This is a genomic window from Fodinicola acaciae (genome assembly GCF_010993745.1).
Classification (GTDB): domain Bacteria; phylum Actinomycetota; class Actinomycetes; order Mycobacteriales; family HKI-0501; genus Fodinicola; species Fodinicola acaciae.
The window spans coordinates 2,547,936-2,572,929 of sequence record NZ_WOTN01000001.1 but is presented as its reverse complement, the minus strand read 5'-3'; the positions used below and the strand labels follow the sequence as shown (position 1 = coordinate 2,572,929).

The 24,994-nt window shown below is 67.9% G+C and carries 31 protein-coding genes and 1 pseudogene; 21 read left to right on the top strand and 11 right to left on the bottom strand.

The genetic code is table 11. The features are described from left to right. Both GNX95_RS11990 and GNX95_RS11985 read left to right on the top strand, forming a co-directional pair. Complete coding sequence (locus tag GNX95_RS11990) at nucleotides 1-420, top strand: DUF2267 domain-containing protein (protein ID WP_163507163.1); 420 nt, start codon at nucleotides 1-3, stop codon at nucleotides 418-420. A 15-nt stretch (nucleotides 421-435) separates the two neighbouring features. Then, nucleotides 436-957 (top strand): flavodoxin family protein, encoded by a 522-nt coding sequence (locus GNX95_RS11985; RefSeq protein ID WP_163507162.1) that lies wholly within the window; start codon nucleotides 436-438, stop codon nucleotides 955-957. A 495-nt stretch (nucleotides 958-1,452) separates the two neighbouring features. Here the strand turns inward: GNX95_RS11985 and GNX95_RS11980 are convergent, their stop codons facing one another. Together GNX95_RS11980 and GNX95_RS11975 are read right to left on the bottom strand one after the other, a co-directional pair. After that, entirely contained in the window at nucleotides 1,453-2,097 is a 645-nt protein-coding gene (locus GNX95_RS11980; RefSeq protein ID WP_222853531.1) for a CBS domain-containing protein, read from the bottom strand. Between the two features lie 49 nt (nucleotides 2,098-2,146). After that, nucleotides 2,147-3,025, bottom strand: a complete 879-nt coding sequence (locus GNX95_RS11975) for a universal stress protein (protein WP_163507160.1) — start codon at nucleotides 3,023-3,025, stop codon at nucleotides 2,147-2,149. Nucleotides 3,026-3,208: 183 nt separating this feature from the next. On the opposite strand from GNX95_RS11975, the gene GNX95_RS11970 reads away from it, so the two are divergent. From GNX95_RS11970 to GNX95_RS11960, 3 genes are read left to right on the top strand one after another with little or no spacing between them, the layout of a single operon-like run. Then, a complete protein-coding gene (locus tag GNX95_RS11970; RefSeq protein WP_163507159.1) occupies nucleotides 3,209-3,919 on the top strand; it encodes a DUF4389 domain-containing protein in 711 nt (236 codons plus the stop codon). Next, on the top strand, nucleotides 3,897-4,391 hold the full coding sequence (locus tag GNX95_RS11965) for a universal stress protein (protein WP_163507158.1): 495 nt from the start codon (nucleotides 3,897-3,899) through the stop codon (nucleotides 4,389-4,391). The genes GNX95_RS11970 and GNX95_RS11965 overlap by 23 nt, the downstream gene beginning before the upstream one ends. 11 nt (nucleotides 4,392-4,402) lie before the next feature. Beyond that, nucleotides 4,403-5,296: a class I fructose-bisphosphate aldolase gene (locus GNX95_RS11960; protein WP_163507157.1), complete on the top strand. Its 894-nt coding sequence runs from the start codon at nucleotides 4,403-4,405 to the stop codon at nucleotides 5,294-5,296. Nucleotides 5,297-5,326: 30 nt separating this feature from the next. Here GNX95_RS11960 and GNX95_RS11955 read toward each other — a convergent pair whose 3' ends face one another. The 3 genes from GNX95_RS11955 to GNX95_RS11945 form a co-directional block, all read right to left on the bottom strand. Next, nucleotides 5,327-5,857 (bottom strand): DUF2231 domain-containing protein, encoded by a 531-nt coding sequence (locus GNX95_RS11955; protein ID WP_163507156.1) that lies wholly within the window; start codon nucleotides 5,855-5,857, stop codon nucleotides 5,327-5,329. A gap of 127 nt (nucleotides 5,858-5,984) precedes the next feature. Next, a complete protein-coding gene (locus GNX95_RS11950; protein ID WP_163507155.1) occupies nucleotides 5,985-7,190 on the bottom strand; it encodes a sensor histidine kinase in 1,206 nt (401 codons plus the stop codon). After that, complete coding sequence (locus GNX95_RS11945) at nucleotides 7,187-7,855, bottom strand: response regulator transcription factor (protein ID WP_163507154.1); 669 nt, start codon at nucleotides 7,853-7,855, stop codon at nucleotides 7,187-7,189. The genes GNX95_RS11950 and GNX95_RS11945 overlap by 4 nt, the downstream gene beginning before the upstream one ends. Nucleotides 7,856-7,969: 114 nt before the next feature. On the opposite strand from GNX95_RS11945, the gene GNX95_RS11940 reads away from it, so the two are divergent. Genes GNX95_RS11940 through GNX95_RS11920 form a run of 5 tightly spaced genes read left to right on the top strand, consistent with a single transcriptional unit; the run spans nucleotide 7,970 to nucleotide 11,178 of the window. Continuing rightward, complete coding sequence (locus tag GNX95_RS11940) at nucleotides 7,970-8,260, top strand: hypothetical protein (RefSeq protein ID WP_163507153.1); 291 nt, start codon at nucleotides 7,970-7,972, stop codon at nucleotides 8,258-8,260. Next, the gene (locus GNX95_RS11935) at nucleotides 8,257-9,174 is read left to right on the top strand and encodes an FAD:protein FMN transferase (protein WP_163507152.1); all 918 of its coding nucleotides are present in this window, start codon (nucleotides 8,257-8,259) and stop codon (nucleotides 9,172-9,174) included. The genes GNX95_RS11940 and GNX95_RS11935 overlap by 4 nt, the downstream gene beginning before the upstream one ends. Beyond that, nucleotides 9,171-9,737, top strand: a complete 567-nt coding sequence (locus tag GNX95_RS11930; RefSeq protein WP_163507151.1) for a ferric reductase-like transmembrane domain-containing protein — start codon at nucleotides 9,171-9,173, stop codon at nucleotides 9,735-9,737. The genes GNX95_RS11935 and GNX95_RS11930 overlap by 4 nt, the downstream gene beginning before the upstream one ends. Further along, on the top strand, nucleotides 9,734-10,978 hold the full coding sequence (locus GNX95_RS11925; RefSeq protein WP_222853530.1) for an NADH-ubiquinone oxidoreductase-F iron-sulfur binding region domain-containing protein: 1,245 nt from the start codon (nucleotides 9,734-9,736) through the stop codon (nucleotides 10,976-10,978). Before GNX95_RS11930 ends, GNX95_RS11925 begins: the two co-directional genes overlap by 4 nt. Then, nucleotides 10,975-11,178 (top strand): ferredoxin, encoded by a 204-nt coding sequence (locus tag GNX95_RS11920; RefSeq protein WP_163507149.1) that lies wholly within the window; start codon nucleotides 10,975-10,977, stop codon nucleotides 11,176-11,178. The genes GNX95_RS11925 and GNX95_RS11920 overlap by 4 nt, the downstream gene beginning before the upstream one ends. A gap of 47 nt (nucleotides 11,179-11,225) precedes the next feature. Here GNX95_RS11920 and GNX95_RS11915 read toward each other — a convergent pair whose 3' ends face one another. After that, nucleotides 11,226-12,218 (bottom strand): Acg family FMN-binding oxidoreductase, encoded by a 993-nt coding sequence (locus GNX95_RS11915; protein WP_163507148.1) that lies wholly within the window; start codon nucleotides 12,216-12,218, stop codon nucleotides 11,226-11,228. A gap of 255 nt (nucleotides 12,219-12,473) precedes the next feature. Between GNX95_RS11915 and GNX95_RS11910 the strand changes: the two genes are divergently transcribed. After that, on the top strand, nucleotides 12,474-12,893 hold the full coding sequence (locus GNX95_RS11910; RefSeq protein WP_163507147.1) for a tautomerase family protein: 420 nt from the start codon (nucleotides 12,474-12,476) through the stop codon (nucleotides 12,891-12,893). A 49-nt stretch (nucleotides 12,894-12,942) separates the two neighbouring features. On the opposite strand, the gene GNX95_RS11905 is transcribed toward GNX95_RS11910, so the two are convergent. Continuing rightward, nucleotides 12,943-13,587 (bottom strand): TetR/AcrR family transcriptional regulator, encoded by a 645-nt coding sequence (locus GNX95_RS11905; protein ID WP_163507146.1) that lies wholly within the window; start codon nucleotides 13,585-13,587, stop codon nucleotides 12,943-12,945. 92 nt (nucleotides 13,588-13,679) lie between these two features. Between GNX95_RS11905 and GNX95_RS44015 the strand changes: the two genes are divergently transcribed. The 8 genes from GNX95_RS44015 to GNX95_RS11865 all read left to right on the top strand — a co-directional run bounded on the left by GNX95_RS44015 (nucleotide 13,680) and on the right by GNX95_RS11865 (nucleotide 20,465). Further along, nucleotides 13,680-14,762 carry an FAD-dependent monooxygenase gene (locus GNX95_RS44015; protein ID WP_163507145.1) on the top strand — a complete coding sequence of 361 codons (1,083 nt, stop codon included), beginning with the start codon at nucleotides 13,680-13,682 and terminating at the stop codon, nucleotides 14,760-14,762. Further along, the gene (locus GNX95_RS11895) at nucleotides 14,759-15,676 is read left to right on the top strand and encodes an ATP-binding cassette domain-containing protein (RefSeq protein ID WP_222853529.1); all 918 of its coding nucleotides are present in this window, start codon (nucleotides 14,759-14,761) and stop codon (nucleotides 15,674-15,676) included. The genes GNX95_RS44015 and GNX95_RS11895 overlap by 4 nt, the downstream gene beginning before the upstream one ends. Further along, nucleotides 15,673-16,431 carry a hypothetical protein gene (locus GNX95_RS11890; RefSeq protein WP_163507144.1) on the top strand — a complete coding sequence of 253 codons (759 nt, stop codon included), beginning with the start codon at nucleotides 15,673-15,675 and terminating at the stop codon, nucleotides 16,429-16,431. The genes GNX95_RS11895 and GNX95_RS11890 overlap by 4 nt, the downstream gene beginning before the upstream one ends. 312 nt (nucleotides 16,432-16,743) lie before the next feature. Continuing rightward, nucleotides 16,744-17,184, top strand: coding sequence for a signal peptidase I (gene lepB, locus GNX95_RS11885; RefSeq protein ID WP_163507143.1), 441 nt, complete (start codon nucleotides 16,744-16,746; stop codon nucleotides 17,182-17,184). A gap of 177 nt (nucleotides 17,185-17,361) precedes the next feature. Next, nucleotides 17,362-17,550, top strand: coding sequence for a hypothetical protein (locus GNX95_RS11880; RefSeq protein WP_163507142.1), 189 nt, complete (start codon nucleotides 17,362-17,364; stop codon nucleotides 17,548-17,550). A 70-nt stretch (nucleotides 17,551-17,620) separates the two neighbouring features. Then, a complete protein-coding gene (locus GNX95_RS11875; protein WP_163507141.1) occupies nucleotides 17,621-18,121 on the top strand; it encodes a TlpA family protein disulfide reductase in 501 nt (166 codons plus the stop codon). After that, the gene (locus tag GNX95_RS11870; RefSeq protein ID WP_222853528.1) at nucleotides 18,118-20,028 is read left to right on the top strand and encodes an ABC transporter ATP-binding protein; all 1,911 of its coding nucleotides are present in this window, start codon (nucleotides 18,118-18,120) and stop codon (nucleotides 20,026-20,028) included. The genes GNX95_RS11875 and GNX95_RS11870 overlap by 4 nt, the downstream gene beginning before the upstream one ends. 200 nt (nucleotides 20,029-20,228) lie before the next feature. Continuing rightward, the gene (locus tag GNX95_RS11865; RefSeq protein WP_163507140.1) at nucleotides 20,229-20,465 is read left to right on the top strand and encodes a hypothetical protein; all 237 of its coding nucleotides are present in this window, start codon (nucleotides 20,229-20,231) and stop codon (nucleotides 20,463-20,465) included. 488 nt (nucleotides 20,466-20,953) lie between these two features. Here GNX95_RS11865 and GNX95_RS11860 read toward each other — a convergent pair whose 3' ends face one another. From GNX95_RS11860 to GNX95_RS11845, 4 genes are all read right to left on the bottom strand, one after another. Next, nucleotides 20,954-21,169 (bottom strand): dihydrofolate reductase family protein, encoded by a 216-nt coding sequence (locus GNX95_RS11860; RefSeq protein WP_163507139.1) that lies wholly within the window; start codon nucleotides 21,167-21,169, stop codon nucleotides 20,954-20,956. 66 nt (nucleotides 21,170-21,235) lie between these two features. Then, on the bottom strand, nucleotides 21,236-22,666 hold the full coding sequence (locus tag GNX95_RS11855; RefSeq protein WP_163507138.1) for a M1 family metallopeptidase: 1,431 nt from the start codon (nucleotides 22,664-22,666) through the stop codon (nucleotides 21,236-21,238). A gap of 73 nt (nucleotides 22,667-22,739) precedes the next feature. Next, nucleotides 22,740-23,318, bottom strand: coding sequence for a methyltransferase family protein (locus GNX95_RS11850; RefSeq protein ID WP_163507137.1), 579 nt, complete (start codon nucleotides 23,316-23,318; stop codon nucleotides 22,740-22,742). A 131-nt stretch (nucleotides 23,319-23,449) separates the two neighbouring features. After that, entirely contained in the window at nucleotides 23,450-24,079 is a 630-nt protein-coding gene (locus tag GNX95_RS11845; RefSeq protein WP_163507136.1) for a hypothetical protein, read from the bottom strand. An 87-nt stretch (nucleotides 24,080-24,166) separates the two neighbouring features. Between GNX95_RS11845 and GNX95_RS43110 the strand changes: the two are divergent. Both GNX95_RS43110 and GNX95_RS11835 read left to right on the top strand, forming a co-directional pair. Next, nucleotides 24,167-24,304 (top strand): annotated as a pseudogene (locus GNX95_RS43110) (hypothetical protein); the annotation flags it as partial. A gap of 34 nt (nucleotides 24,305-24,338) precedes the next feature. Next, entirely contained in the window at nucleotides 24,339-24,902 is a 564-nt protein-coding gene (locus GNX95_RS11835; protein WP_246281575.1) for a histidine kinase, read from the top strand. The last annotated feature ends 92 nt before the right edge of the window (nucleotides 24,903-24,994 follow it).

Genomic DNA, 24,994 nt, shown 5'->3' with positions numbered 1-24,994 from the left:
ATGTCGAGGACGACGGCGGCGCCGTTCGGACGAGCCACCCAGATCGCCGCGGAATGGCTTCGTGATGTCGCGAAGGCCTACGACACGCACGACGAACAATTCGCCTATCGGGTGCTGCGTGCCTGGTTGCACACCTTACGGGACCGGTTGACCGTCACCATGGCCGCACACTTCGCCGCACAGCTTCCCGAACTCTGGCGAGGGGTCTACTACGACGGCTGGAATCCCCACACGGTTCCGGTCAGCCACGACATCCTCGGCTATATCGAGGATTTCGCCGACCAGGCCGGAATTTCCGCCGGCGACGTACCGAAGGCCGCGGCCATCGTACGGACGGTCGTCGCCAGTCGCACCGGATCAGGTGTGGTGACGAAGGCACTTGACCAGTTTCCGCTCGAATTACGCGACATCTTCAGATAGTGGAAGGACACGACCATGCGCGCACTCGTCGTTTACGAGTCCATGTTCGGCAACACCCAGGTTGTCGCCAAGGCGATCGCCGCCGGCCTGTCCCGGCATCTCGATGTCGACACCGTGGAGGTTGGCGCGGCACCGACGCGGCTGCCGTCCGACCTCGACCTGCTGGTCGTCGGCGGACCGACACACGCATTCGGACTGAGCCGGGCCAGTACGCGCCGGGACGCGGCCAGACAGGCCGACCGGCCGCTGGTGTCGGCCGGCATCGGTCTGCGGGACTGGCTCGCCAAGCTGGAGCTTTCCGGCGGGCACACGGTTGCTGCGACCTTCGACACCCGAGTGCAACACGTACCCGGATCAGCCGCCAACGCGGCCGCGCGGCGGTTGGAACGACACGGCATCCTGCCGATCGCCGTGCCGACCTCCTTCTTCGTCAAAGGTACGCCGGGACCGCTGGAGGACGGCGAGCTCATGCGAGCACGTGAATGGGGTTCGATGCTCGGCACCCGTTTCCAGATCCGTGCGGGCCACCTCACCTGACATTTGTGTAGAGGTCGAGCCTGGAAGGTCCGGAGCGCCGATCGGTGGATCCTCGCCCCTTGGCCGCTTACCCTGTTCGACAGGCCGAGGCGCTGTCGCAGGCGCGGCAGCAGTTGGCTGCGGATCCCCGCCATCGCGCCCGAATACGCCCGGTATGAGGGCGCTTTTCCGGCGCGCTCAGTCACCGCCTGGATCCCCGAGCTAACCAACGAATTTCTGACCTAGACGGCTGCCGACAACACGACCAGGCCGCGTTTGGACTCCGGGAGGTCATTGCGTAGGTGCGCTACAAAACGTGCGGACCACGGAATCGGCCGCTGCCGATGCTGGTCCGGCGAGATTGCTCGGCGCGTTGCTGGAGGCGGCGCGCTCTCGCTGAAATCGTCCGGCCTCGACACAGGACGTCATATTGCCGGCTCGATGTGTGTCTGGATAGTGCGCGGCGTCAGCCTCGACTCCGACCCTGTCTGACGAACGCTGCCCACACCGGACGGTTCATCGTCGGCTGGTGTGAGCGTCGTTGACCGCGTAGCTCAGTTCGTTCACCACGTCGACGACTCCGTCCACGCGCCGCGTCAACGCGACCGCGTCAGGCACCAGGCTCTTGCGCTCAAGGCAGCCGCGCAGTGTGACGACACCGTCGCGAACGTCGATACGCAGTCCGGCCGTGTCCACGCAGAGAGCGCGCCGGAAGACCTCACGGCGTACGTCGGCGGCGACGGATTCGTCCGGACGAAGGAAAAGACGCAACAGATCCCGGCGAGCCACGATCCCGACCAAAACGCCGTCATCGCCCACGACAGGCAGCTGCTTGATCGCGTGTACGGTCATCAGCCGCGCGGCGTTGGCGATGCGGTCGTCCGCGGAAATCGTCACGACCGGCGTCGTCATCAGCTCGTCGGCCCGGGTGGCGGCCGCTTTCGCGGTTGTTGCCCGGTTGTGTCGGCGCAGCAGGTGATGTGCCGGAGAATCCGTCGTCTGCGCGGCTTCCTTGTGCAGCAGGTCGCTTTCCGAGACGATCCCGACCACCCGGCCGTCGTCCGCGGTCACCGGCACGGCGTTGATCCTGTTGCCCGCAAGCAGACGGACGATCTCCTTGTAACTCGTGCGCGTCGCGACGGACACGACGTTGTCGGTCATGACGTGACGCACTTTCACGTGCCGCATGCGAATCTCCGATCCATGGGAATCAGGCCGAGCCGGCCTCGACGACGGATCCGCGGCAAGGCGTACGAGCCTCCGCGACCGCCGGGTTGACGACAACCACCGGACAGTCCGCGAGATCGACGACGGACTGGCAGACCGGGCCGGCCGCGGTCGCCGTGGAATGTCCACGCGTACCAAGCACCAGCAGGCGTGATCGGCGGGACCGTTCGAGCAGCGCTGCGACCGCCGACGCCGGCCGGACCGTCGCGTGGATCGGCGGCAACGGCCCTCTCCGCAGCAATTGGCCGGCCAGGTCGGCGAGCATCAGTTCGGCGGCCACATGCTGAGCGTGTGCGTCGGCCGAACCGCCATCCACAGACGGTGTCGCGGACAGGAGCTCGATCGGCGCGGCGAGGATGCGCGCCAGGTCCGCGGCGAACTCGGCGGCGGCGTACGAGGCCGGCGATCCGTCGACGCCGACGGTAATCGGCGACCCGGGCCGTGACAGGCCGAACCCGGCGTTGATGACGGCGATCGGTGAGCCCTGTTGTCCGATGAGATTCGCCGCGGCAACGTTGGTCACCATGTGTTCGGCCGTCCAGCCGTTCTCCCGGCCGATGACGGTGATCCACGCATCGCGGCTTTGTTCCAGGAGCACGTCTACGGCGTTGCCGATCCGGAGTTCGGCACTGAGGCCAACGGCCGGCGCGATCTGGCGTACCAGCCGGGCCGCGGAGTCGACCATCCTGGCGGTGGTCGCCTGCGAGTCGGTCAACAGTTGGATGTCACCGTCCTCCGGCGACCAGATCGCGGCGACCAACCGCAGGCGGCGTCCGCTCACCACCGCTTGCCGCGCGGCCCAGCGGACCGCGTCGTCGTTGCTGTCGCGACCGTTCACACCTACGACAATGGGTGCAGTCATGTTCCGTAGTGTGTTCGACGGTCCGTACGCCAGGTAGCGGCAAACGACACTCCAGGCCGGGACTTTCGGCCCACCGCCAGGACTTTCGGGTCATCGGTCCCACCAACGCGGGACCTGTTGCTCTGCCCGCGTCGAGCCAGATTTTCGCAGGATGGAAGCGTTCTTCGACAGCAAGGAGGCCCGATGAGTACGGTTTCCTCTTCAGCCATCTATCCGGTACGCGTCGAGGCCAGCCAGGAGCACGCTCCGTCGCGTTGGCTCTGGTTGGTGAAATGGCTGCTCGCCGTTCCGCACTATGTCATTCTTTTCTTCCTGGGGATCGCGTTCGTCGCACTGACCGTGGTCGCGCTCTTCGCGATACTGTTCACGGGACGTTATCCTCGACCGCTTTTCGATTTCAACGTCGGTGTGCTGCGCTGGTACTGGCGCGTGCAGTTCTACGCCAACGGTGCGCTGGCGACGGACCGATATCCGCCGTTCACCCTCGCCGACGTCCCTGACTATCCAGCGCGTTTGCACGTCGACTATCCGGAGCGGCTGTCCCGCGGCCAGGTACTGGTGAAATGGTGGCTGCTGGCGATCCCGCATTACCTCGTCCTCGCGGTTTTCACAGGTGGGCTGGTGCTTTCCGGCACGGCTGGCGACGGCACGCGCACGTCCGGCCCGGTGACGTTCGGGCTCCTGCCACTGCTGGTGATATTCGTCGCGATCGCGCTGCTGTTCACCGGACGTTATCCGCGAGGGATTTTCGACCTGGTGCTTGGCGTCAACAGGTGGATTCTGCGCGTTGTCGCATACGCGGCGCTGATGACCGACCAATATCCGCCGTTCCGCCTCGCGCTCGGCGGTGACGACCCAGAAAGGACCGAAGATGAACGACAACTCGACCCGTAAACCGATCGTGGTTGGCATCGACGGCGAGGAGACGGGCCGCCGCGCGCTGGCTTTCGCCTTGGAGGAGGCGGCGATCCGCGGCTGTGCCGTGGAGGTCGTGTACGCGTGGGCGTACGCGCCGGAAGGTGCCTACATCACCAGGACTCGCAACGAGATGGAGGACGCGGCGGTCGACCTGCTTGACGATGAGGTCAACCGCGCGGTGAAAATGCGTGACGGGGAACCGGTCATCGCGAAGGTCGCGGTCGAAGGCGTGCCGTCACACGTGCTGTGCGAGGCCTCGCAGCGTGCCGCTTTGCTGGTCGTCGGACAGCACAGGGCCGGACCGCTGCGGCGCGCGATGCTCGGCTCGGTCAGCGCCGCCTGCACCCGCCACGCCGCCTGTCCCGTCGTCGTGATTCCCGCGCCGCTCAAGCAATCCGTCCCCGACGCGGTCGCGAATCCGTCGGTCGCGCCGGCGCCGGTGCTCTAGGGAGCCGGTCGATGAGCACACGAGCGGATCTGGCCGAACTCGGCCTCGGCGCCGGCAAGAAAGCCCGCCTGCACCGCATCCTGCACCAACACGGCCTTCGCAACGGGACCGCGCTTTTCCTGCCGTACGACCAGGGGCTGGAACACGGTCCGCGAGACTTCTTCGCCAATCCGGCCGCGAGCGACCCGAAATACATCATGCGACTCGCGCTCGCCGGCGGATTCAACGGCATCGCGATCCAGATCGGCCTCGCCGAGAAGTTCTACTGGGACTACGCCGGCGAGATCCCGCTGATCCTCAAGCTGAACGGCAAGACCGACATCCCGTCTTCTGATCGCGCACTGTCGCCGTTGCATGCGACCGTCGCCGACGCGGTACGGCTCGGCGCCGACGCGGTCGGCTACACGCTTTACGTCGGCACGCCGGCGCAGGAAGCGGATTTCGGTCAGTACCAACAGGTCCGGCGGGACGCTCAACGTTACGGCATGCCGCTGATCGTCTGGGCTTATCCGCGCGGCTCGGCCGTCGACGCGAAAGGCGGCAAGGACTCGTTTTATGCCGTCGACTACGCCGCGCGTACGGCCGCCGAGCTCGGCGCCGATCTGGTCAAGGTGAACTTTCCCCATCCGGAGAAGCGAACCGGCGTCCAACGCGCGTACGACACCGAGTTCACCAGCCAGCAGGCGATCGACTCGGTTGTCCGGTCGGCAAACCGTACGCTGCTGCTGGTTTCGGGTGGCGCGCGCAACGATGACGTGTCGATGCTGGAAAAAGCGCGTCAGTCGATGGAAGCCGGCGCGACCGGACTGATCTTCGGCCGCAACGTCTGGCAGCGAGACCACGACGAGTCGCTCCGTTTCGTCGAGCGTCTCCACGACATCCTGGCCAAATATCCCAGCCACTGACCGGAACGCGACGAGTGCGCGACGTGGTGGTCAGTCTCGTTGGCCCCGGTCGCTCGGTGCGGTGTACTGCGTGTCGCTCCATGCCGCGCGAGCGCCGGAGTCACCAACGCGGACCACCTGGACGCACGACAGTACGGCGAAAAGGACGACGAGTGCGGCCAATCCGATGGTGGCTGGCCGCATCCACCTGACCTGGACCCGGTTCGTCGCGTCGCCGGCATCGGTGATGGCACGTGTACGCAGCAGCTCGACGGTCACCAGGCCGGCCAACAACACCAACAGCGGTGCGACGTACACCAGCATCTGGTCGCCGAGCTCGGCGTGAGCACCGATGAGCGGATCGCGGGGGAGCCGGTCGCGCAGCGCCTCACCGCTGTTCGTAGCGATCGGAATCGCCGCCGTGGCAACGAACGTGACCGCGACGGCGAGCCATCCGTACCGCCGTCGCGCTGCCGGCCAGACGGCACAGACAGCGGCGCTCAGCGCGGCCAGTGGTACGAAGACCACGACCGCGTGGACGACGAGAACATGCAACGGCAACCCGCTGATGAAAGTCGGCATCGACCCACCTTGCTGTCGAGAGGTTGATAGATGGCTCTTAGGTGGCAGCTAGGGTCGAAACAGGCCCTAAGGCGCATACCACCGGACAAGACTGCCGGGTGATTTTTGGAGTTTGCTTGGAACCGCGCTACGACCGGTCGGCGAGCGGCAGGACGAGCGAGAAGACGGTCTGGCCGGGACGGCTGCGGGTGGAGACGGCGCCGCCGTGCCGGTGCGCGATGTCGCTGACGAGCGCGAGGCCGAGCCCGGACCGCCGGGTGGCGCCGGCGCCGGAAACGAACCGGCCGAACAGCCGCGGCAGCACCGCTGGGTCGATCCCCGGCCCGTCGTCTATGACCTCGACGACCGCATTCGTACGCTCGCGGCTCACTCTTACGACAACACTGCTGTCGGCGTGGCGTACGCCGTTGTGCACCAGCGCCGTGATCGCTCGGCGCAGCGCCACCGGGCCGCCGACGACCGGCACCGGACCGTCGGACTCGTCGCGGAGTGAGATCCGCCGGTCGTCGGCGAATCCCGCGCTGGCCGCCACGACGCTCGCGGCGATCAGGGCCAGATCGAGCCTGGCCGGTGGACCGGCGCCGCGTGGGTCGGCGGCGGCCAGCAGGTCGTCGAGTGTTCCGGCCAGCTGTCGCGCGTCATCGACCAGGCCGGCGACCTCGGCGCGGTAGGCGCTGCCGGTGTCCGCACCGGACAGCCGGTCGAGCAGCTGCGCGCGAGCGCTGAGCAGCGTCAACGGCGTACGCAGCTCGTGACTCGCATCGGCGACGAAACGGCGCTGCAGGTGTAGTGCGTCCGACAGCGGCTGGACCACCCGCCGGCTCACCCAGGCCGCGAGCAGGCTGGCCAGCAGCAGACCGGCGACGCCTGCGCCGACCAGAGCCGAGACCAGCTGCGTACGCACTTTGTGGTCGGCGGTCAGGTCCAGCACGGCCTGGACGGTCCGTCCAGGCCGGCGCACGGTGAACATCCGAAACTCTGTCCCGCTGGCGTGCCGATCGGCGAACTCGGCGGCACCGGTCGCTGACACGCGCGTGATCGCCGCCGTGTCGAACGCACCAGATGGCGTCCCCGGCGTACGCGCCAGTCCGTGCGGAGACCGGATCGCCAGATACATGCCGGCGGGTGGGTCGCCAACGTCGTCGGCGGTCGTCGCGGCGCGCTGCAACAGCGAGTCGGCCGCGGTGTGTTGCTCGCGTACGACGATCGACACCGCGACGCCGGTGAGCAGCACCACGACCACGGCGACCGTGCCGGCCACCTGGAGAGCGAGCCGGCGAGCCGCTCGGTGGACCAGCGAGGCCTCCGTCGCACCAGCCTGCCGGCGGATCATCCCGGTCCGAGCTGGAAGCCGCGGCCGCGGATCGTGCGCACCAGTCCGCGCCCGGCCTTGCGGCGCAGATAGTGCACATACGTGTCGACCACGACCTCACTGTCGGCGTCGGCGAACACCAGGCCGATCAGCTCGCGGCGACTGAAGACCCGCGCCGGCCGGCCGGCCAGGACCGACAGCAGCGCGCACTCTCGTTCGGAGAGCTGGACACCGGCGGTCGCGCCGCGTGGCCGCAACTGCCTGGTGTCCAGGTCGAGCAGCCGATCGCCGACCGGCAGCGTACGAGCGTCGTCCAGGTGACGGCGTCGCAGCGCGCGCAACCGGGCCAGCAGCTCGCCGAAGTCGAACGGCTTGGACAGGTAGTCCTCGGCCCCGGCGTCCAGGCCCTCGATCCGGTCCGCCGGATTACCCAGCGCGGACAGGATCAGCACCGGTGTCGTCACGCCTCGGCCGCGCCACCGTTGCAACAGGTCGACGCCTTCGATGGCCGGCAGTCCGCGGTCGAGGACGATGACGTCGTACGCACGCGTGAGCCCGGCGTGCAGGCCACGCTGGCCGTCGGCCGCGGCCTCGACCTGGTAGCCCTCGTCGGCGAGCACGGTCGTGAGGATCCGCACCAGCTCGGCGTTGTCCTCGACCACGAGGACCCGCGGCCGCTCACCCATGTCCCGCTCCAGTCGGCCGACGAACTCACCTCGGCCACAGTAACGACGCGCCGGCCAAAAAAGCTCCAAGGATTCGCGGCGAAGGTTGATCCCAGCCGTCGAAAGGAGTCTCGGATGCGTATGCGCGACCACCAGTCCGCTCGTCGCCACGCCAGGCGTGTCCGCACACTGGCCACCAGCGCGGCCGCACTGGCCAGCGCCACGCTGGCGGCGGGACTGAGCTTCGCGTTCGGTCAGGCCACGCAGGCCGCCGCGACGGTGCCGCACAGTGTCTCCAGTGGATCATCCACGCCGTCGGCACCTGCAGCCGTACCACCAGCCCCGCCGGCTCTCCAGCCGCCGGCCGTGCCACCCACGCCGAGTCCGTCTCATCCGCACCGGCACGCGACCTCACGCGCGTCATGACGGCCGTGTCACAACCGGCCGGCATCGAGATTTTCGGCACCACCGCGTCGATCGTGGTCACCGACCCGACCCGGCAGACGTTGGCGGAGGAGATCCTGCGGGTGGAGACAGCGGCGATCGACCAGGCCTGCAGCCGCTTTCGCGACGACTCGGAGCTCCGGGTCCTGTCCGCCAGGCCGGGCCGGGCCAGCGGACTGAGCCCGTTGCTCACCGGCCTGCTCGGCGGCGCGCTCCGGGTCGCCAGGGCCACCGGCGGGCTCGTCGACCCGACGGTCGGGGCCGCCGTCCGCGGTCTCGGTTACGACCGGGACTTCGCCGCGGTGCCAACCGACCGTACGCAGGCCACGGTCCGGCCGCGACCAGCGCCTGGCTGGTGGCAGATCCGGCTGGACGCAGACCGGCGCGAGGTCGTCATCCCGGCCGGAGTCGAGGTGGATCTCGGCGCGACGGCCAAGGCGTACGCGGCCGATCGGATCGCCGCGCGCGTCGCCGCCGAGGCCCGTTGCGGCGTCCTGGTGGACCTCGGCGGAGACATCGCGGTGGCCGGTGACGCGCCGGCTGGCGGCTGGCTGGTCGGCGTCGACGACGGTCCACCACACGGTGTCGGTGCGACCATCGCCATGTGGTCCGGTGGACTCGCGACCTCCAGCGTCCTGCGCCGCCGGTGGCGAATGGCTGGTCGCGAGTTGCACCACATCGTCGATCCCCGCACCGGGGACCTACCCGCTCCGGTGTGGGGCAATGTCAGCGTCGCGGCGGACAGCTGCCTCGACGCCAACGCGGCGAGTACGGCGGCGATCGTCCTCGGCGAGGCCGCGCCAGGTTGGCTGGAGACGCGCGGCCTGCCGGCTCGGCTGCGATCCCTGGCTGGACATTGCCTGTCGGTCGCCGACTGGCCGGACGGCCGGTCGTGACCCACGCGCTCTGGTACGCGAGCCGCGCCACCGGACTGGTGGCGCTCCTGCTGCTGACCGCGACCGTCACGGTCGGTGCGCTGCACACCGGCCGGCTGCGTGGCCCGCGCGGCGGCCGGCTCGTGTTGTCGACGCTGCACAGCGACCTCTCGTTGCTGATCCTGGTGTTTCTGGTGATCCACGCCGGCTCCGCCGTGCTGGATCCGTACGCCGGCATCCGCTGGGTCGACGCCGTCGTGCCGTTCGCGTCCGCCTATCAACCGATGCCGCTCGGCCTGGGCGCGGTTGCGTTCGACCTGCTGCTGGCATTGCTGGTCACGAGCCTGACACGGGCCCTGATCGGCCTTCGCGGCTGGCGGATCGTGCATTGGCTGGCGTACGTCTGTTGGCCGGTCGCGATCGTTCACGGACTGCTCATCGGTGGCGCCGACAGCCGACTCTGGTGGGTGCTGCTCGTCACCGCCGGATGCGCGGTCGCGGTCACCGTCGCGGTGTCCTGGCGGCTGGTCGTACGCCGTCAGGACGCTCGGGTCCGGCCGGCCGCGGCGCGGGATCGCCGGTGATCGCGGCGTCGCCTCGGCTGCTGTCCGGCTGGTCGGCCGCCGGTCCGATCCAGCTGAGCGCACATTTGCGTGAGCACGGTCCACTGCCGCTGTCCGGTCTCGACACCGCTGCCGGCGGCCGCCGGTGGATCGCCGAGGTCGCCGCATCGGGACTGCGCGGTCGCGGCGGCGCCGGATTTCCGACCGGACGCAAACTCCAGGCCGTCGTCGGTGAGCATCGCCGGCCGGTCGTCGTGGCCAATGGCTGTGAAGGCGATCCAGGCAGCAGCAAGGACGCCGCGCTGCTCGCCGTCGCACCGCACCTCGTTCTGGACGGCCTGATCGCGACCGCTGTGGCGACTCGTGCCTCACGGGTCGTGCTGTGTACGCACGATCGCGCGCCAGGGCTCCGATCAGTGCGTGCCGCGCTTTCCCAGCGCCGTGATCCGCTGCGGATCGAGCTCGCCGGCCTGCCGCCGCGCTATGTCGCCAGTGCCGAGTCGTCGCTGGTCAACTTCCTGAACACCGGCCGCGCCGTCCCCACCAGCGGTGGGACACGCGCGTACGAGCGCGGCGTCGACGGCCGGCCGACGTTGGTCTGCAATGTCGAGACCTTCGCGCACCTGGCCCTGCTGAGCCGTCACGGTGGACGCTGGTTCCGCGAACGCGGCACGGCCGACTCGCCCGGCACGACACTGGTGACGGTGTCCGGCGCCGTCGCCGCCGCCGGTGTGTACGAGACCGACTTCGGCACGACCATCGGCGACCTGGCCGCGCTCGCCGGCGGGCCGACCGGACCGATACGCGCGGTCCTCGTCGGCGGGTACGCCGGTTCCTGGCTGCCAGCCACGATCGCCGAATGCCTGCCGTTCACCCACGCGGACCTCGGCGCGGCCGGTGCGAGCCTCGGCATCGCCGCACTGGACTTCCTGCCTGTCGAGCGGTCCGGGCTGCGTACGACCGCGCGGATGCTGCGCTATCTGGCGGACGAGTCGGCCGGCCAATGCGGTCCGTGCAGGTTCGGATTGCCGGCCATCGCCGACGACTTCGCGAGATTGACGCGCGGCGTACCAGCGGCGCACACGCCACTGCATCGTCGTCTGCAGACGCTGACGCGCCGTGGTGCGTGTGCGCATCCCGATGGTGCGGTCAGGCTGGCAGCCAGCGCGCTCTCCACTTTCGCCGACGAGATTCCGGCGACGCACTCGGCCCGCGGCGACGCGGTCGGACGTGCGCGCGTGCCGAATGGCGGACGCCGATGACCAGTCACCGATCCCACCTGGCCGTCGATCCGATCGGCTGCCAGGGCCACGGTCTGTGCGCCGAGTTGCTTCCCGAGCTCATCGAGCTCGACGAATGGGGATATCCGATTCTGCGTCCCGGGCCGGTGCCGCGACACCTGCGCCGTGAGGCTCGTTCCGCCGTCCATCACTGTCCGAGCCTCGCATTGCGACTGCGGTGAGTGCGCCGACCGCGATTCAACCCAGCGAACCGAAGATCACCGTCCTGTCAGTACGCGGAAAGTGTGTTGGCGAAACTGCCGACCGGCCGCCGAGGCGTCACCGGCAGGGGCTCCTGTGTCGCTGCGGCCCAGCCGACTCGCACTACCAGCTGCGGACATTGCGCACCGTCGAGGACCTGGTCGCGCAGCCGGCGGCGGGTATCGGCGACCTCGAGCGGCTGGCTGAGCGGGCAGCTGGCCAGACCCAGGTCGGTCGCGCCGAGCAGGACGGCGCTGGTGGCCTCGCCGGCGCGCAGTTGCGAGGCAGGATCGTCCGAGGACGTACCAATGATCAGCAGTTCGCCGGCGTCCGGGTCGGCGGATTCGGTCTGCGCAAGGGTTCCGTCCGCGAACGTACGCCGCGGGTCGCTGGAGTAGTCGCCATAGCCGGATGGCGTGTTTGCCGACGGAACGCCGTCGGTGGAGCCGAAATGGCGTCCGGTCCAGACAGCGAGCTCGTCCGCGTACGCGGGATCGCCTTCCTGCAAGCGCGCGGCCTCCGCGAACAGGGACACGAGTGCGTAGTGCCCGCGCGAGTCCGTTGTCGCTGTGAGGATCGCGCCTTGCTTGGCTGCTCGATCGGCCAGCAGCTTGAGAAATGCCGACGGCACCTGCCAGGAGGAGTATCGGCGGCGGTCGGTACGTCGACGGGTGATCGCGCCGGCGAGAGCGATGTCCTTTTCGGTGGGAGATTTCGCGGTGAACTCGACGGCGGCGAGGTGGTCGACCTCCGCCGGGTTGGGAAACCGGTGAACGGTGGTCGACCAACCGGCAGCGGCGAGCGCCACGCGTACGTGGTGCAGCATCGCGCCGCAGCTGATGACCGCGTCGCGGCCGTCCGGGTCGGTGGCCGGCAGCCACCGGTCGCGATCCAGATAGAGATGAATGGAATGCTCGGCGATGCGCCAGATCCATGGTTGGCTGTTGTGAATGGACGGCGCTCGGCTGGCTAACGTCAGCAACGAAAGCAGCGTCTTCTCGTCCGGTCCGTCGTACGCCACGGCTTCCTCCTGGTGTCCTGGCTCGACGGTCGCACGAAGGCCGGACGCAGAGCAGGGACGTGCGTCCCCCAACCGCCAGGACGAGCAGCCCTGATCAGCCCAGGCCGGGCCGGCCGACGCTGCTTCGCCACGACCTGAGTCGTCGCGTCTCGTGAACGACACGGCGCTCGGTGGGCGTGTAGACGAGAGGCGGATCATCGCCTGACACTGAGGGCGTACGACAATCGGCGAAGTTCAACCACCGAAGGGATTCGCATGCCGTTCGTCCGGATCACGCTGAGTACGGACCGTCCCGAACCGATGCGCGCAGCCGTTGCCGAAGGTGTGCGCCGCGCGCTGGTCAGCGCCCTCGGCGTTCCACCGGACGATCGGTTCCAGATCGTCGATGCGCAGCCGGCTGCTGCCTTCCACGTAGACCGTCACTATCTCGACGGTGATCGGTGCGATCCGGTGGTGGTGGAGATCACGCTCACCCGCGGCCGGACCCGGGAGATGAAACTCGCGCTCTACCAGGCGATCGTGGCCAACCTGTCCGAAGTCGGCGTACGACCGGACGATGTGCTGATCCTGCTGCGGGAGTCCGAGCGGGAGGACTGGTCCCTCGGTGGCGGGAAGATGCAGTTGCTCGACGAGGACCTGATCCGCAAGTACGGCTGGTCGGCACCGGAGGCGTGAGCCCCACAGGCCCCTGTGGCAACGCATGTGCTGAACGCGTGGAGGCCTCTCATGCCAGCCGCTTGGCCTGCACCTGGATGCCGGTGATCAGCAGCTCGAGCTGATAACCGATGCCGGCTGCCGTTCCGGCGGCGCCGAAAGCGTTGTGGAGGTGCGGAAAGTCGTTTGCGGTGACCGTGTGCCGAAACCATTCGAGTTCGTCCCGGTCGGCCTGTGACGTGGTCTGTCGAGCCGGCCGCAACAGTACGGTGCCGAAGATCAGCGCGGTGAACGCCTCGGCCGTGACGGCGGCTCGCGCGGCGTCCAGGCCCGCGTCGTGCAGCGCGGCGAACATTTCCTCGATTGGCTGGAGTGCGGCGCGGTGCCGTGGCGCGGCGCGATCGGTCACGATGAGCGTGACGGCGACCGGATGCGCGGCGAGCTCTCGGTGCATGCTCAGGCCGAGGGCGCGCAGCCGGTCCGGCCACGGCGCGTCCCGTGGCGGGACGGTGATGCTGCCGAACACGTGCTCCAGCATGCCGGCGACCATCGCCGCCTTGTTGGGGACGTGGTTGTACAACGACATCGCCTCGACACCGAGCTGTTTGGCGACGCGCCGCATCGAGATCGCCTCCAGGCCGTGCTCGTCGCCGACCTGGAGCGCGGCGTCCAGGATGCGCTGCCGCGACAGCGGCTGACGTGGCACAGCGTTCACGGCCAAGAAATGTACGCCGTCACGCTTGCCACCCCAGACTTACATCTGTAAGTTAACCGTAACTTACGACTGTAAGTCCATGGAGGACGACAATGGATGTCTTTGTGGTGGGGGCTGGTCCGACCGGCCTCACGTTGGCGTGTGAGCTGGCGCGCGAGGTGCTCACCGCCTCCGGCTGGGACGCCGGGCCGACCGTGCCCTGTCCGGAGCTGCCGCTGTGGACGCCGCAGTGGCGCGTCGAGCAGGTGCTTCGCGGACTGCTGAGCCGGTCGGATGTCGAGGTCGAGCGCTCCAGTGAGGTCGTCGGGCTGGCACAGGACGGCGACGGCGTCACGGTGACGCTGGTACGCGACGGCCGCCAGATCGAGCTGCGTGCCGCGTACGTGGTCGGCTGCGACGGCGCGCGCAGCACTGTCCGGCGGTTGCTCGGTATCTCGTTCGACGGCGAGACGCTGGAGGAGGACCAGGGCCTGATCGCGGACGTACGCGTCGACGGCCTCGACCGCGACCGCAGCCACGTGTGGATTGATCCGGAGCGGGGGTTTCTCGGTCTCAGGCCGCTGCCGAGCACCGACGACTTCCAGTTCCAGTCGTCGGCCGTGGAAGGCGAGCTGACCGTGGCGACCCCTGCGGCGCGTGTTCGAGCAGGTGACCGGCCTTCCCGGCGACCGCCTCCGATCGGCGTCCTGGCTGTCGCGCTACCAGGCCAACGTAGGCATAGCCGGCGCGTGCTGGAGGATTCCGAGGTCCGCCGCCGGCGCTCGCACGGCGACGGCGCCGGCGGCCTGAAAGGCCTGTCCGACCGTGACACCTCCGGCCTGACCTTCACGTACGCGACCGAGCCGGGTGATCGCCTCGCCGCCGGTGACCGGGCGCCGGACGCCGTCAACGCGCACACCGGCGGCCGGCTGTTCGACCTGTTCCGCGGACCGCACTGGACGGTGCTCGCCTTCGGTTCCGCGTACGAGGAGACGCCGCGGTGGATCGCCGCGCGAGGTGGCTCGCTGGCATACCGGATCGACGCCGAGTGGAAGGCCGACGAGGCGTACGGCGTGGACACCGACCTGGGCGGTGACGCGCTGTTTGTCGTACGTCCAGATGCTCATCTCGGTTTCGTGTCGCGTGACGCCGACGACCGCCCGGTCATCGCCTACCTCGCGGCGCACACGCCGTGAGCGGCATCGCCGTCGACGGCCTGACCAGGCGGTTTGGCGCGGTCGCCGCGGTCACCGAGCTCAGCTTCACGGCCCGTCCCGGTCGGGTGACCGGCTTCCTCGGACCCAACGGCGCCGGCAAGACGACGACGCTGCGGATCCTGCTCGGCCTGGAGCACGCGGACGCAGGGACCGCGCGCATCGACGGCCGGCGCTATCGCGACCTGCGCCACCCGCTGCGACATGTCGGTGCGCTGTTGGACGCTCGATGGACGCATCCGCATCGCACCGCGCGAGCGCATCTGCGCTGGCTGGCCGCGTCCAACGGCCTCGACCACAAACGCGTGGACGAGGTGCTCGAACAGGTGGGCCTGAGCGGCGTACGGCATCGCCGGCCGGCCGGTTTCTCGCTCGGCATGGCGCAGCGGCTGGGCCTGGCCACCGCACTGCTGGGAGACCCATCGGTCGTACTGCTGGACGAACCGGTCAACGGCCTGGACCCGGAAGGCGTCCGGTGGATCCGCCGGCTGATGCGGCGGCTGGCCGCCGACGGCCGGACCGTACTGGTCTCCAGTCACCTGCTTGCCGAGATGGTCAACACGGCCGACGACCTGGTGGTGATCGGCCGCGGACGGCTGCTGGCGCAATGCACCGTCGACGAACTGATCGACAAGGCCGCGGTGGCGACCGTACGAGTTCGCTGCGCCGATGCCGGTCGTTTCGCCAATGCGCTGCGCCATCGCGGACTGCGTGTCGAGACCGATGGCGACGGCCTGCTCGTACACACCGGCGATGCCGCGCTGGTCGGCCACGTCGCCGCCGACAACGCCGTCGTCCTGCACGAGCTCACACCGCGGCGCGGCTCGCTCGAAGACGTGTTCCTGCGACTGACCAGTGGCGCCGTCGAATTCCATGGAATGGAGGCCCGCCGATGAACGTCCTGCACGCCGAAGGCATCAAGCTGACGACCCTGCGGTCGACCTGGTGGTGCCTGGCCGCGGCGCCGGTGTTGGCGCTGGTCTTCGCCGGCGGATTCACCGCGGCCGCCAGACAGTCCGGCACCGCCGTCACCATCGCGACCAGCCAGACCGGCCGGCCGACCGCGATGATGGCGATCCTGGTCCTGGCCGCGACGTTCGTGGCGAGCGAATACCGCTTTGGCACCATCAAAACCAGCTTCATCGCGGTCCCCGGCCGCGCTCCGGTGCTGATCGCCAAGGCCGCCATCACCGCGATCGCGGCCGGAGCGGCCGGCGTGGTGACGGCCTTCGCGGCGTGGGCCTTCGTCGCGGTGCTCGCACCTGGCGGCGCTCCGGCACTCGACACTGAGCCGGCATTGCGCGCGGTTGCTGGCACGGGCCTGGTTTTCGCCATTGCCGCGGTCATCGCGACCGCGGTGGCCGCTCTCGTACGCACCACCGCGGCCGCCGTCGCGATCGTTCTGCTGGAACCCATCCTGCTCGATCGCATCATCGGACTCATACCGATCGTCGGCCCGCGCATCCAACCCTGGATGCCCTTCACCGCGGCCGAGAACTTTCTCGCCGCCGGCAACCCAAAAGTCGACGGCGGCCAGTTCGACCCGGCCACGCTTCCCTACCATCCCTGGCTCGCCGCCGCGTACGCCGTCGCGGCCGCGATCGTGCTGCTGCTCCTCGCCATCAAGGTCACCCAAAGCCGTGACGCCTGACGTTCCTTGTTGAGGAAGTACGCGGAGGTTCGCGAGCCGTTCGCTCCGCCTGGATGCCGTGGCGTCGATAGTGTGCGCCGCTCAGGGCCGCACTGTCGATGGCCCGGCCGCCGGATTCCACCACGACCGACTCCTGAGCGTGAACCCGCCGCTGACGAGATTCTCCTCACCAAATACGGCGCTATCCGGTCGCCAGCCATGGGATGCTCGCACTGAATGCGTCCTCGCCAACAGCGTCGGCGTTTTGGGCTAGGCAATCGCGTGCCTGGGTCATTCAGCGGAATTCTCGGGACTTACGACTGAAAGGATGCCATGCGGCGGACCTGGGTGGCGGTTGCGGCGGTGGGCGTGCTGGCTGGCGCGGCCGGCGCCGCTCTGTGGGCGCGGCGGCAGTTGGTGCTGGTGACAGTCGAGGGCACCAGCATGACGCCCACGTTGCGACACGGCGACCGGGTGTTGGTACGCCGGCGTGGTCCGGAAAGGGTGCGGCACGGCGACATCGTCGTACTCGAGCCGCCGGTGACACTGACCAGTCCCGACGACAAAACCCGATGGAACGTCAAGCGCGTGGTGGCCATGCCGGGTGACCCGGTGACACCGGGGGACGTGCCGGCCGGCGGCCCGGACGTCGTGCCGCCGGGGAAACTTGTCGTACGCGGCGACGGTCAGGTCAGCTCCGATTCCCGGACATGGGGTTTCTATGCCGCGGACGCACTGCTTGGCGTCGTGATACGGCAGGTTGGGCAACGGTAAAGAAAGCGCCAAAAGGCGACGTTACGGAGGTAGTTCCGGCAATACGTGTGATCTATGCCACTTGGTGTTTTGGCGCTAAAACCGTGGTCTATCTGGACTTCTCCGGTGCGGCTATTTACGGTCTGTCGCTCGTGGGCGCCGGCTGTCGGCGTCCAGGGGAAGGGAGAAATTCTCGGTATGCGCAAAGTCATGAACCGGATCGGTGATCAGCTGCTGCAGCGTTTCGTACCCAAGGCGGAGGCGAAGGCGGGGGCTTATTACGCCTGCTACTGCGAAGACTTCGTGAACACCTGGGTTTACAAGTACTGCGACGACAGCGGCTGTACGGCCTGTGTTTATCACTCGAATGTGAACTGTCTGGTCTGACGGTGGCAACGCCGGGTGGGCAGGTTGGCCCACCCGGTGTCCTACGATCGGAAAGCGAGAGAGATAACCGATGCCCATCCTCGCGGCCGCGGTCACGCTGGTCGGAGTGCTCTGCCTGGTCCTGTTGGTGCTGGTTTTCGCTGTCCTGCGGCGATTGCGGGAGCAGCAGGCCGAACTGGAACAGCTGAGGAAGGCGGTTGGCATGCGGCTGACCGACTACGACGTGTCCGAGTTGCTGGGCCGGCGGATTCCGGATGTCACGGACACGTCGCCGACGCTAGTCGGGTTTTTTTCGGTGGACTGCGAAACCTGCCACGAGCAGGCGCCGATTTTCGCCGCGGCACTGCGCGGTCAACGTGCGCTGGCGGTGATATCCGGGCGGGACGCTGAAGACAACCTGCTGGCCCTGCAGTTCGGCGATGCGAGCGTTCTTGCCGGCGTGAGCGCCGGCGAATTCGCCCGCGGCCTTGGCATCCGCGCCTATCCGACATTCCTGCGGCTGGACGACACCGGTACGGTTGTGCAGGCGCAAACAGAAGCGGCGGGGCTGGCAGGCAAGGTGTCGGTGTGACGTTTGTCCGGCCGGGAGAACAACCCCGTCCCCGGCGCGGCCGCCAGGCGGCCGCGATGCTCCGGCTCTGCTGGGCGGCCGGCTGGCCGCTTTTGTTCCTGGCCCTGATCGTCAACCTGGTCAGCGGTCTGCTGCCGACCGCGACGGCCTGGCTGACCAAGGTCGTCGTTGACGGAATTGTCGCGCACCGCACCGAAATCACCCTGCTCGCGATGGCGGCGGCACTCGCGGTCATTGGTGTGGCGACCGGCGTGCTGCCGCAGGTGACGACGTACGTACAGGGCGAGTTGCGGCGGCGGATCGACCGTACGATGCAGGATCGGCTCTACAGTGCGGTTATCCGCTTCCAGGGCCTGTCGCGCTTCGAAAATCCCGCCATACTTGACAAACTGCAGATGGCCGCGCACGTCAACGGTACGTCGATGATGCCGGCGATGACGGGGATGTTCACCGCCGGCCGCAGCGCTGTCACCTTGCTGAGCATGCTCGTCACACTCTGGATCCTGAGTCCGGTGATGGCCGTTCTGGTCGTTGCCGCGGCCGTGCCGTCGCTGATCGCCCGGCTGATGCTGTCGAAGCGGCGGACCCGGATGATCGCCGATCTGGCGAGTACGGCCCGTCGCCAGTCGCTTTACGGATCGCTCATCACCGACGTGCGGGCGGCCAAGGAAGTGCGGCTGCTCGGGCTCGGCGACTTCCTGAAGAACCGGCTTTTCGGCGAACTGGCAAGGACACAGGCCGCCGAGCGTGGCCTCGACCGGCGAAGCGCGCTGGTCCAGTCCGCGCTGGTCGGGCTCGGTGCGACTGTCGCCGGCGGCGGCCTGCTCTGGGCCGTACATTCTGCCGCGAACAACGGTCTCAGCCTCGGCGACGTGACCGCTTTCGTCGCGGCGGTGGCAGGTACGCAGGCGGCCATGGCCGGCTTGGTCGACAGCCTCGCGATCGGACACGAGGCGCTGCTGTTTTTCCAATATCACGACGACATCGTGGCGCTTCCGCAGGACCTGCCGGTGACCGACGGCGGGAAACTGCCGGCATTGCGGCAGGGGATCCAGTTGCGGGACGTTTGGTTCCGGTACGACGAAAACCTGCCGTGGGTGCTGCGGGGCGTCGACCTGACAATTCCAGCGGGCGCGGCGATCGCGCTGGTGGGACTGAACGGCGCCGGCAAGAGCACGCTCGTCAAACTTCTGTGCCGTTTCTACGATCCGACCCGTGGCTCGATCCAGTGGGACGGCGTCGATCTGCGGGACGTTGCGCCGGCCGAGCTGCGTCGGCGAATGGGTGTGCTCTTCCAGGATTTCATGTCGTATGATCTCACCGCGGCGGAGAACATCGGGCTCGGCGATCTGGACGCCGATCGCGACCAGATCCGGAGAGCGGCCGAAAGAGCCGGCGTCGACGAGCCGATCGCCGCCCTTCCGGCCGGCTACGACACGATGCTCAGCCGCAGTTTTCTCGGAGTCAACGAGGATGGGCCGGGCGTCGTCTTTTCCGGCGGGCAATGGCAACGCCTCGCGCTGGCGCGTACTTTGTTGCGTGACGGCCGTGACCTGCTGATCCTGGACGAGCCGAGCTCGGGTCTGGACGCGAGAGCCGAGCATGACATTCATCAACGGCTGCGCCAGCATCGGCAGGATCGTACGAGCCTTCTGGTGTCACATCGGCTGGGGGCGGTCCGCGAGGCCGACGAGATTGTCGTGCTGGACGGCGGAAAGATCGTCGAAAAAGGCAGCCACGACGAGCTGATCGCCTACGGCGGCCATTACGCCGAGCTTTTCGCCGTACAGGCCCGCGGTTATCAGGAAAAGCTCGACCTCGGCGAGGACACCCTCGCGGCACGAGACGCGCCCATCGCAAATGTGGGCGCCCGGCCCGGCGATCAGTTTTTCTCAATTCACCTCTGATCAGGTCGGCTTGCGCGACGGCGCCCGTTTAATGCGAGATTCGACCTGCGGGCCGCGGTCGCCATCGACGGATATCCTAAGTCCGGCTCGCTGAGTCCGATTCTCCGGAAGGCCGCCGCGATGTTGGCCGCGGCGGCAGCGGCCACCGTCGCCAGTCCGCCAGCCCCGCGTACGCGGTCGATCGGAAGGCCGATGGCAGCGTGATCGTGACGATCAACAAGCTGAGTGACGCCGACGGGCTGGGTCGCAAGCTGACCGAGGCCGGATATCCGTCGGTCGTCAACTACCTCCAGCCGGGACAGTGGTGCGGCGAGAACTGGCCGAGTCCTCGCCTGGACGACCCGGTGAGGCTGCGGGAAATGACCGAGCACCCGACGGGTCGACCTCGTTCAGGCTCACTGGGAAGGTGGCGCCCGGGCATCAGCTGGCATTCGTGATCTCCCAGAACAATCCCGCGCCCGCGGGTCCCGAATCGGGCAACAAGGCGCGTTATCTCGATGCGGTCATGTGGTTCACCACCACAAATCCAGCACCGCCGTGCCATTCGTCGGCGGCGCCGAAATCCCAACGATAGTACGGATCTCCGCGTCGGATATGCCGGGAGTTGGTTGTTGATCATGGGATTTCCCGCATGTCGGGACCAAAAGTGCGGGACAATCCCGTGATCAACAACTCGGGCACACTGTCAGTCGCATCCGACGGACGACGGGCTCACGCTCGGCCGGTATGGCGGCAAAAGTGTCCGCCGGATCGGCGCCGAGGATCGGCACGGCCAACTCGTCGGGTGACCAGTCTCCACATGCTCGACAATATGCGGTGCGCACCGCGCCTGGTGGCGGTTGTTTCAGTCAGTCTCCTGCGCCGGTCGCGTCATAGCGTAGCTCGACCAGCCGCGAATCGGGGCGTACGCGGGCGGTGAGCAGTTTCAGGCCTGCCCGCGATCCCGAATACAGCTTGGATCCGTCACCGAGGAGAGCCGACCGACGAGGACGATCAACTCATCGACCAGCCCCTCCGCGAGCAGCGGATTCCAGGTCGTCGCACTACCGAACATGAGCAGGTCGCCGCCGCTGCCTTGCTTGAGCCGCGCGATCTCCTTCGGAGCTTCCGCGCGCGACACCCCCGCGTCGTCGACGCCCACGGGGCGCCAGGTTCGACGGTCATCGAGTCGCTGATGACGACAGCGTCCAGGGACTGATCCTGGCGCTTAGCCGACCGGGATGCCGTTCTCCGGAGTGGGATCGGGGCGGCGCGGAGTATAGAGCCACGCCTGGAAAAAGCCGGTCAGGTCCTGCCCGCTGATCCGCTCGGCCAACGTGGTGAACTGCGTGGTGGTGACATTTCCGTTGCGATGTAAGGCAACCCAACCGCGCATGAGGCGGAAGAAGGTCGCGTCGCCGAGTCGTACGCGTAGCGCTTGGAGCGCCATGGCGCCACGGAAGTACGCGGCGCCGCTGGCCCACTCCGGATAGTCGCGGAGCGCGCCTATGTGAATCGTCCACAATGGACTGCCAGCTGGGAATCTGCTCCACATCTGGGCAAAAGCGGTCGCGGCGCTGTCATTTCCGTGCTGTTCGGACCACAGCCATTCACTGTAGGTGGCGAAGCCCTCGGACAGCCAGAAATATCGCCAGTCCGCCGGCGTCACGCTGTCGCCGAACCACTGGTGCGCGTTCTCGTGCACCACGACGTTCCACTGTGGGAATGGCTTCTTGAACTTGTCGGTCCACACATAGTCGCCGTAGATCGGATGGGTCGCGGTCTCCAGGCCGGCCCAGGTGTTGTCGGTCAGTACGCCGCCGCCGGACGCGTACGGATAAGGGCCCCACTGCCTGACGAGCCAGTCGAGCACGTCACCGGTATGCAGGATGTCGCGTTTGGCGGCCTCCCCGCCGGGGCCGGGGTTGGCGGATATCGCGTACATCAACGGGATCCCGGTCGCACTGTGACCGGTGATGATCCGATAGTTGCCGAATGCGGCGAAGACCTGGTAGGTCGCGATTGGTGCGGTCTCCCGCCATCGGCGCGTGGTCCAGCCATTCGTGGTCCGCTGACTGACAAGACTGCCGGTGGAGACACCGACCAGGTCGCTCGGCGCGGTCAGCGAGACGGAATAGTCGGCCTTGTCGCCGAGGTGGTCGTTGCTCGGAAACCACCAGGCCGCGGCCTCCGGCGCACCCTCCACGACGGCGCCACTGGGCGTCCGATACCAGGGATTCGTGCCGTCGATCGTCAGTTTTTCCGGCGTGCCGGCATATCGCACGACGACGGTCATGGCGGCATGTCGCCGTATCGACCGCGCCGGAGTGACCTCCAACTTCCCGCCATGCTGGCCATTGCCGGAAATCACGTACTGGCGGAACCGCGCCGGCTGTCCGTCGACCGTCACCGACGTCGCCGTCAACACCAGATCCAGGTCGAATCGCGACAGAGATTCCGTTGCGTACGCCTGTATCGCGGTGACGCCGGTCAGCAGGCCGTCAGCCGGCCGATACGTCACGTCGATGGCGTAATGCCGCGCCTGATATCCATTGTTGCCGTACGACGGAAAAACCGGGTCGCCGACCCCGGCCGGACTTGGCAGCAGCGCCAGCACCACCGCGCTGGAGACGCCACCGTACGCGAGCCAAGAAAACATGACGGCCAGCCTATGCCGTGCGTGGATTTTCCGCGATAGCAGGATGTTGGCGGTGAAACGGGTGCCGGCGCGGTTACCAGATGCCGGGAATGAGCCGTGACCGTTGTGCGGCGTAGTCCGCGTACGGCTGGCCGAGTTCCCGCAGCAGAGTCCGTTCCTCGACATGGATGCGATAGAGCAGGGCGGCGACTACGACCAGGAAGACGACCAGGAAAACGGCGACATTGTCGGCGGCCAGGCAGACGCCGATGATGGCGAGCAGGAGGCCGGTGTAGGACGGATGCCGGAGGATCCTGTACGGCCCCGCCTCCACGACCTGGTGGTCCTCCTGAATATGGACGACACCGCGGAAAAACCGGCCCAGTGTCCGGATTGCCCACAGCCGGAACGCGATCCCACCCCAGAAAACCGGCAGCGCCAGCGCCAACGCGACCGTACGCGTCGGGAAAATCGGCAGTCGTACGTGCCGTGCCAGCAGGTTGGCCGCGATCGCCGCGATGACACCGGCGACGGTGAGGACGGCGAAGCTGCGCCACTCGGTGGTCTTCACCCGCCCGCCACGGAAATACTGGACGATCTGCAGGCCCGCCTCGCCGACCAGCCAGACCAATGCGCTGGCGGTAAACAACAGGCCGAGGATACGGATCGTCATGTCACTGTCCCGATGACGAGAAACACGGACGACCTGACCGTACGCGCGGCGGTCGGGTGACACATCAACCGGTGGCTCGAACCGTGGCCTCAACCCGTGGATGGACCAGCGTCGAATGTGCCGACCGGCGGTCAGTCGGGTAGGGCGGGCAGCGTCGGGCGGTTGCGATAGCGGCGGCGTTGGTAGAGGTAGAACGCGGTGAGGTGGAGGATCGCGGCAAGCAGGCCGAGGACCAGCGCCGCGACGAGCGGAAGCGCTTGGGCCGCGAGCAGGGTGACGCCCGCGCCGGTGACGATGCTGTTGATGGCGGCGACCATCGTGGCGATGGTGAAGAAGCCGACGAGCCAGTCGCGCCGCCGGCCGATGCCGAGGGTGGCCGCGGCTGCCGCGACCGGGTCGTCTTCGGCGGAGCCGGCCCAGGCGATGATGTAGGCGTCGGCTTGTGGAGACAGGGTGCGGTAATAGCGCCGGATGCGTGCCATCGAGCTGCGGCACAGGATGTTCTGTACGCCGGTGTCGACCAGCCGCACGCTGGTGAACAGGCCGAGAATCACCAGCGCCGGCAGGATGGTCGCCGCGAGCGGCGTGAACGCCGGCGACGGTGGCGCCGTGAAGCCGAGGGCCACCAGCGAGCTGGACAACGCCATCACGTACAAGGTGGCTCTTGTCGACTCCTCGCTGGAAGCCGTGCTCGCGGCGGTCTGAAGGACGAAATGCTCGGTGGTGAGAGCGGACATGAACGCGGGATCGTCGTCGGTCATGTCCTTATATTGCCGGCAGCTTGCCGTGGTCACGTACACGACGCCGGCCTTTTGGCGGCCGCTTCCCGACGACGGTAGAGACCGGAGATGGACCCAGCGCGGTCACCCAAACTGAATTCGGCGGCGCTGGGGTCGACCGCGGAGTCGCCGTACGCGTTGACAGCCCGCGAGAAGGACGTGCTCCGCCTGGTGGTCCTGGGACTGCCGAAGCCGGAGATCGCCCGCAGGCTGGGATTGTCCACGCCGACGGTGAAGGAGTATGTCAGCGCGATCCTGGCCAAGCTGGCTTCGGCCGGCGCTGGTGGTTGTTGGTCGGCTGTTGGCGCGTACTCGCCGGCAGTTGGCGGCCCAGTTGGTACGCGTCCGCCAAGCGGCGCAACGAGAACGCGAGCTGCTCACGGCCGCCGCTCGTACGCAGGAACGTGCCGCGTTGGCGAGGGAAATGCACGACGTGGTGTCGCACCAGGTCAGCCTGATCGCGATCGACCCGGCACCGGCGTCGCGGCTGGCTGACCTGTCATCGTTGGTTGAGCACAGCGGAATGTCGGCCAGTTTGGACGTGGCCGACGCCATCGCCACCCGCACGTGGCCGGAAACGCTGGAACGCGCGGCGGACCGGACCGTGCAGGAAGCCCTGACCAACGCACGGAAGTACGCGCCAGACGCGACGGCGGGTATGGGCTCGTCGGCCTGCGCGAGCGCGTCGAGTTGCTCGGTGGCAGCCTGTCCGCCGGCCCGACGACCGAGGGTGGCTTCGAGCTCCGCGCCAGCCTGCCAGCCAGCGTGGGACATCCGACCGGCCGGCGCACCCCTACGGCGGTAGGGCCGTACAGCAGCAGTTCGGTCAGCAGCCCGTCCAGCGACCGGCGCCATGGTCGAACGGCAACGCCGAGCCAGCACAGAAAAATCCGCAGA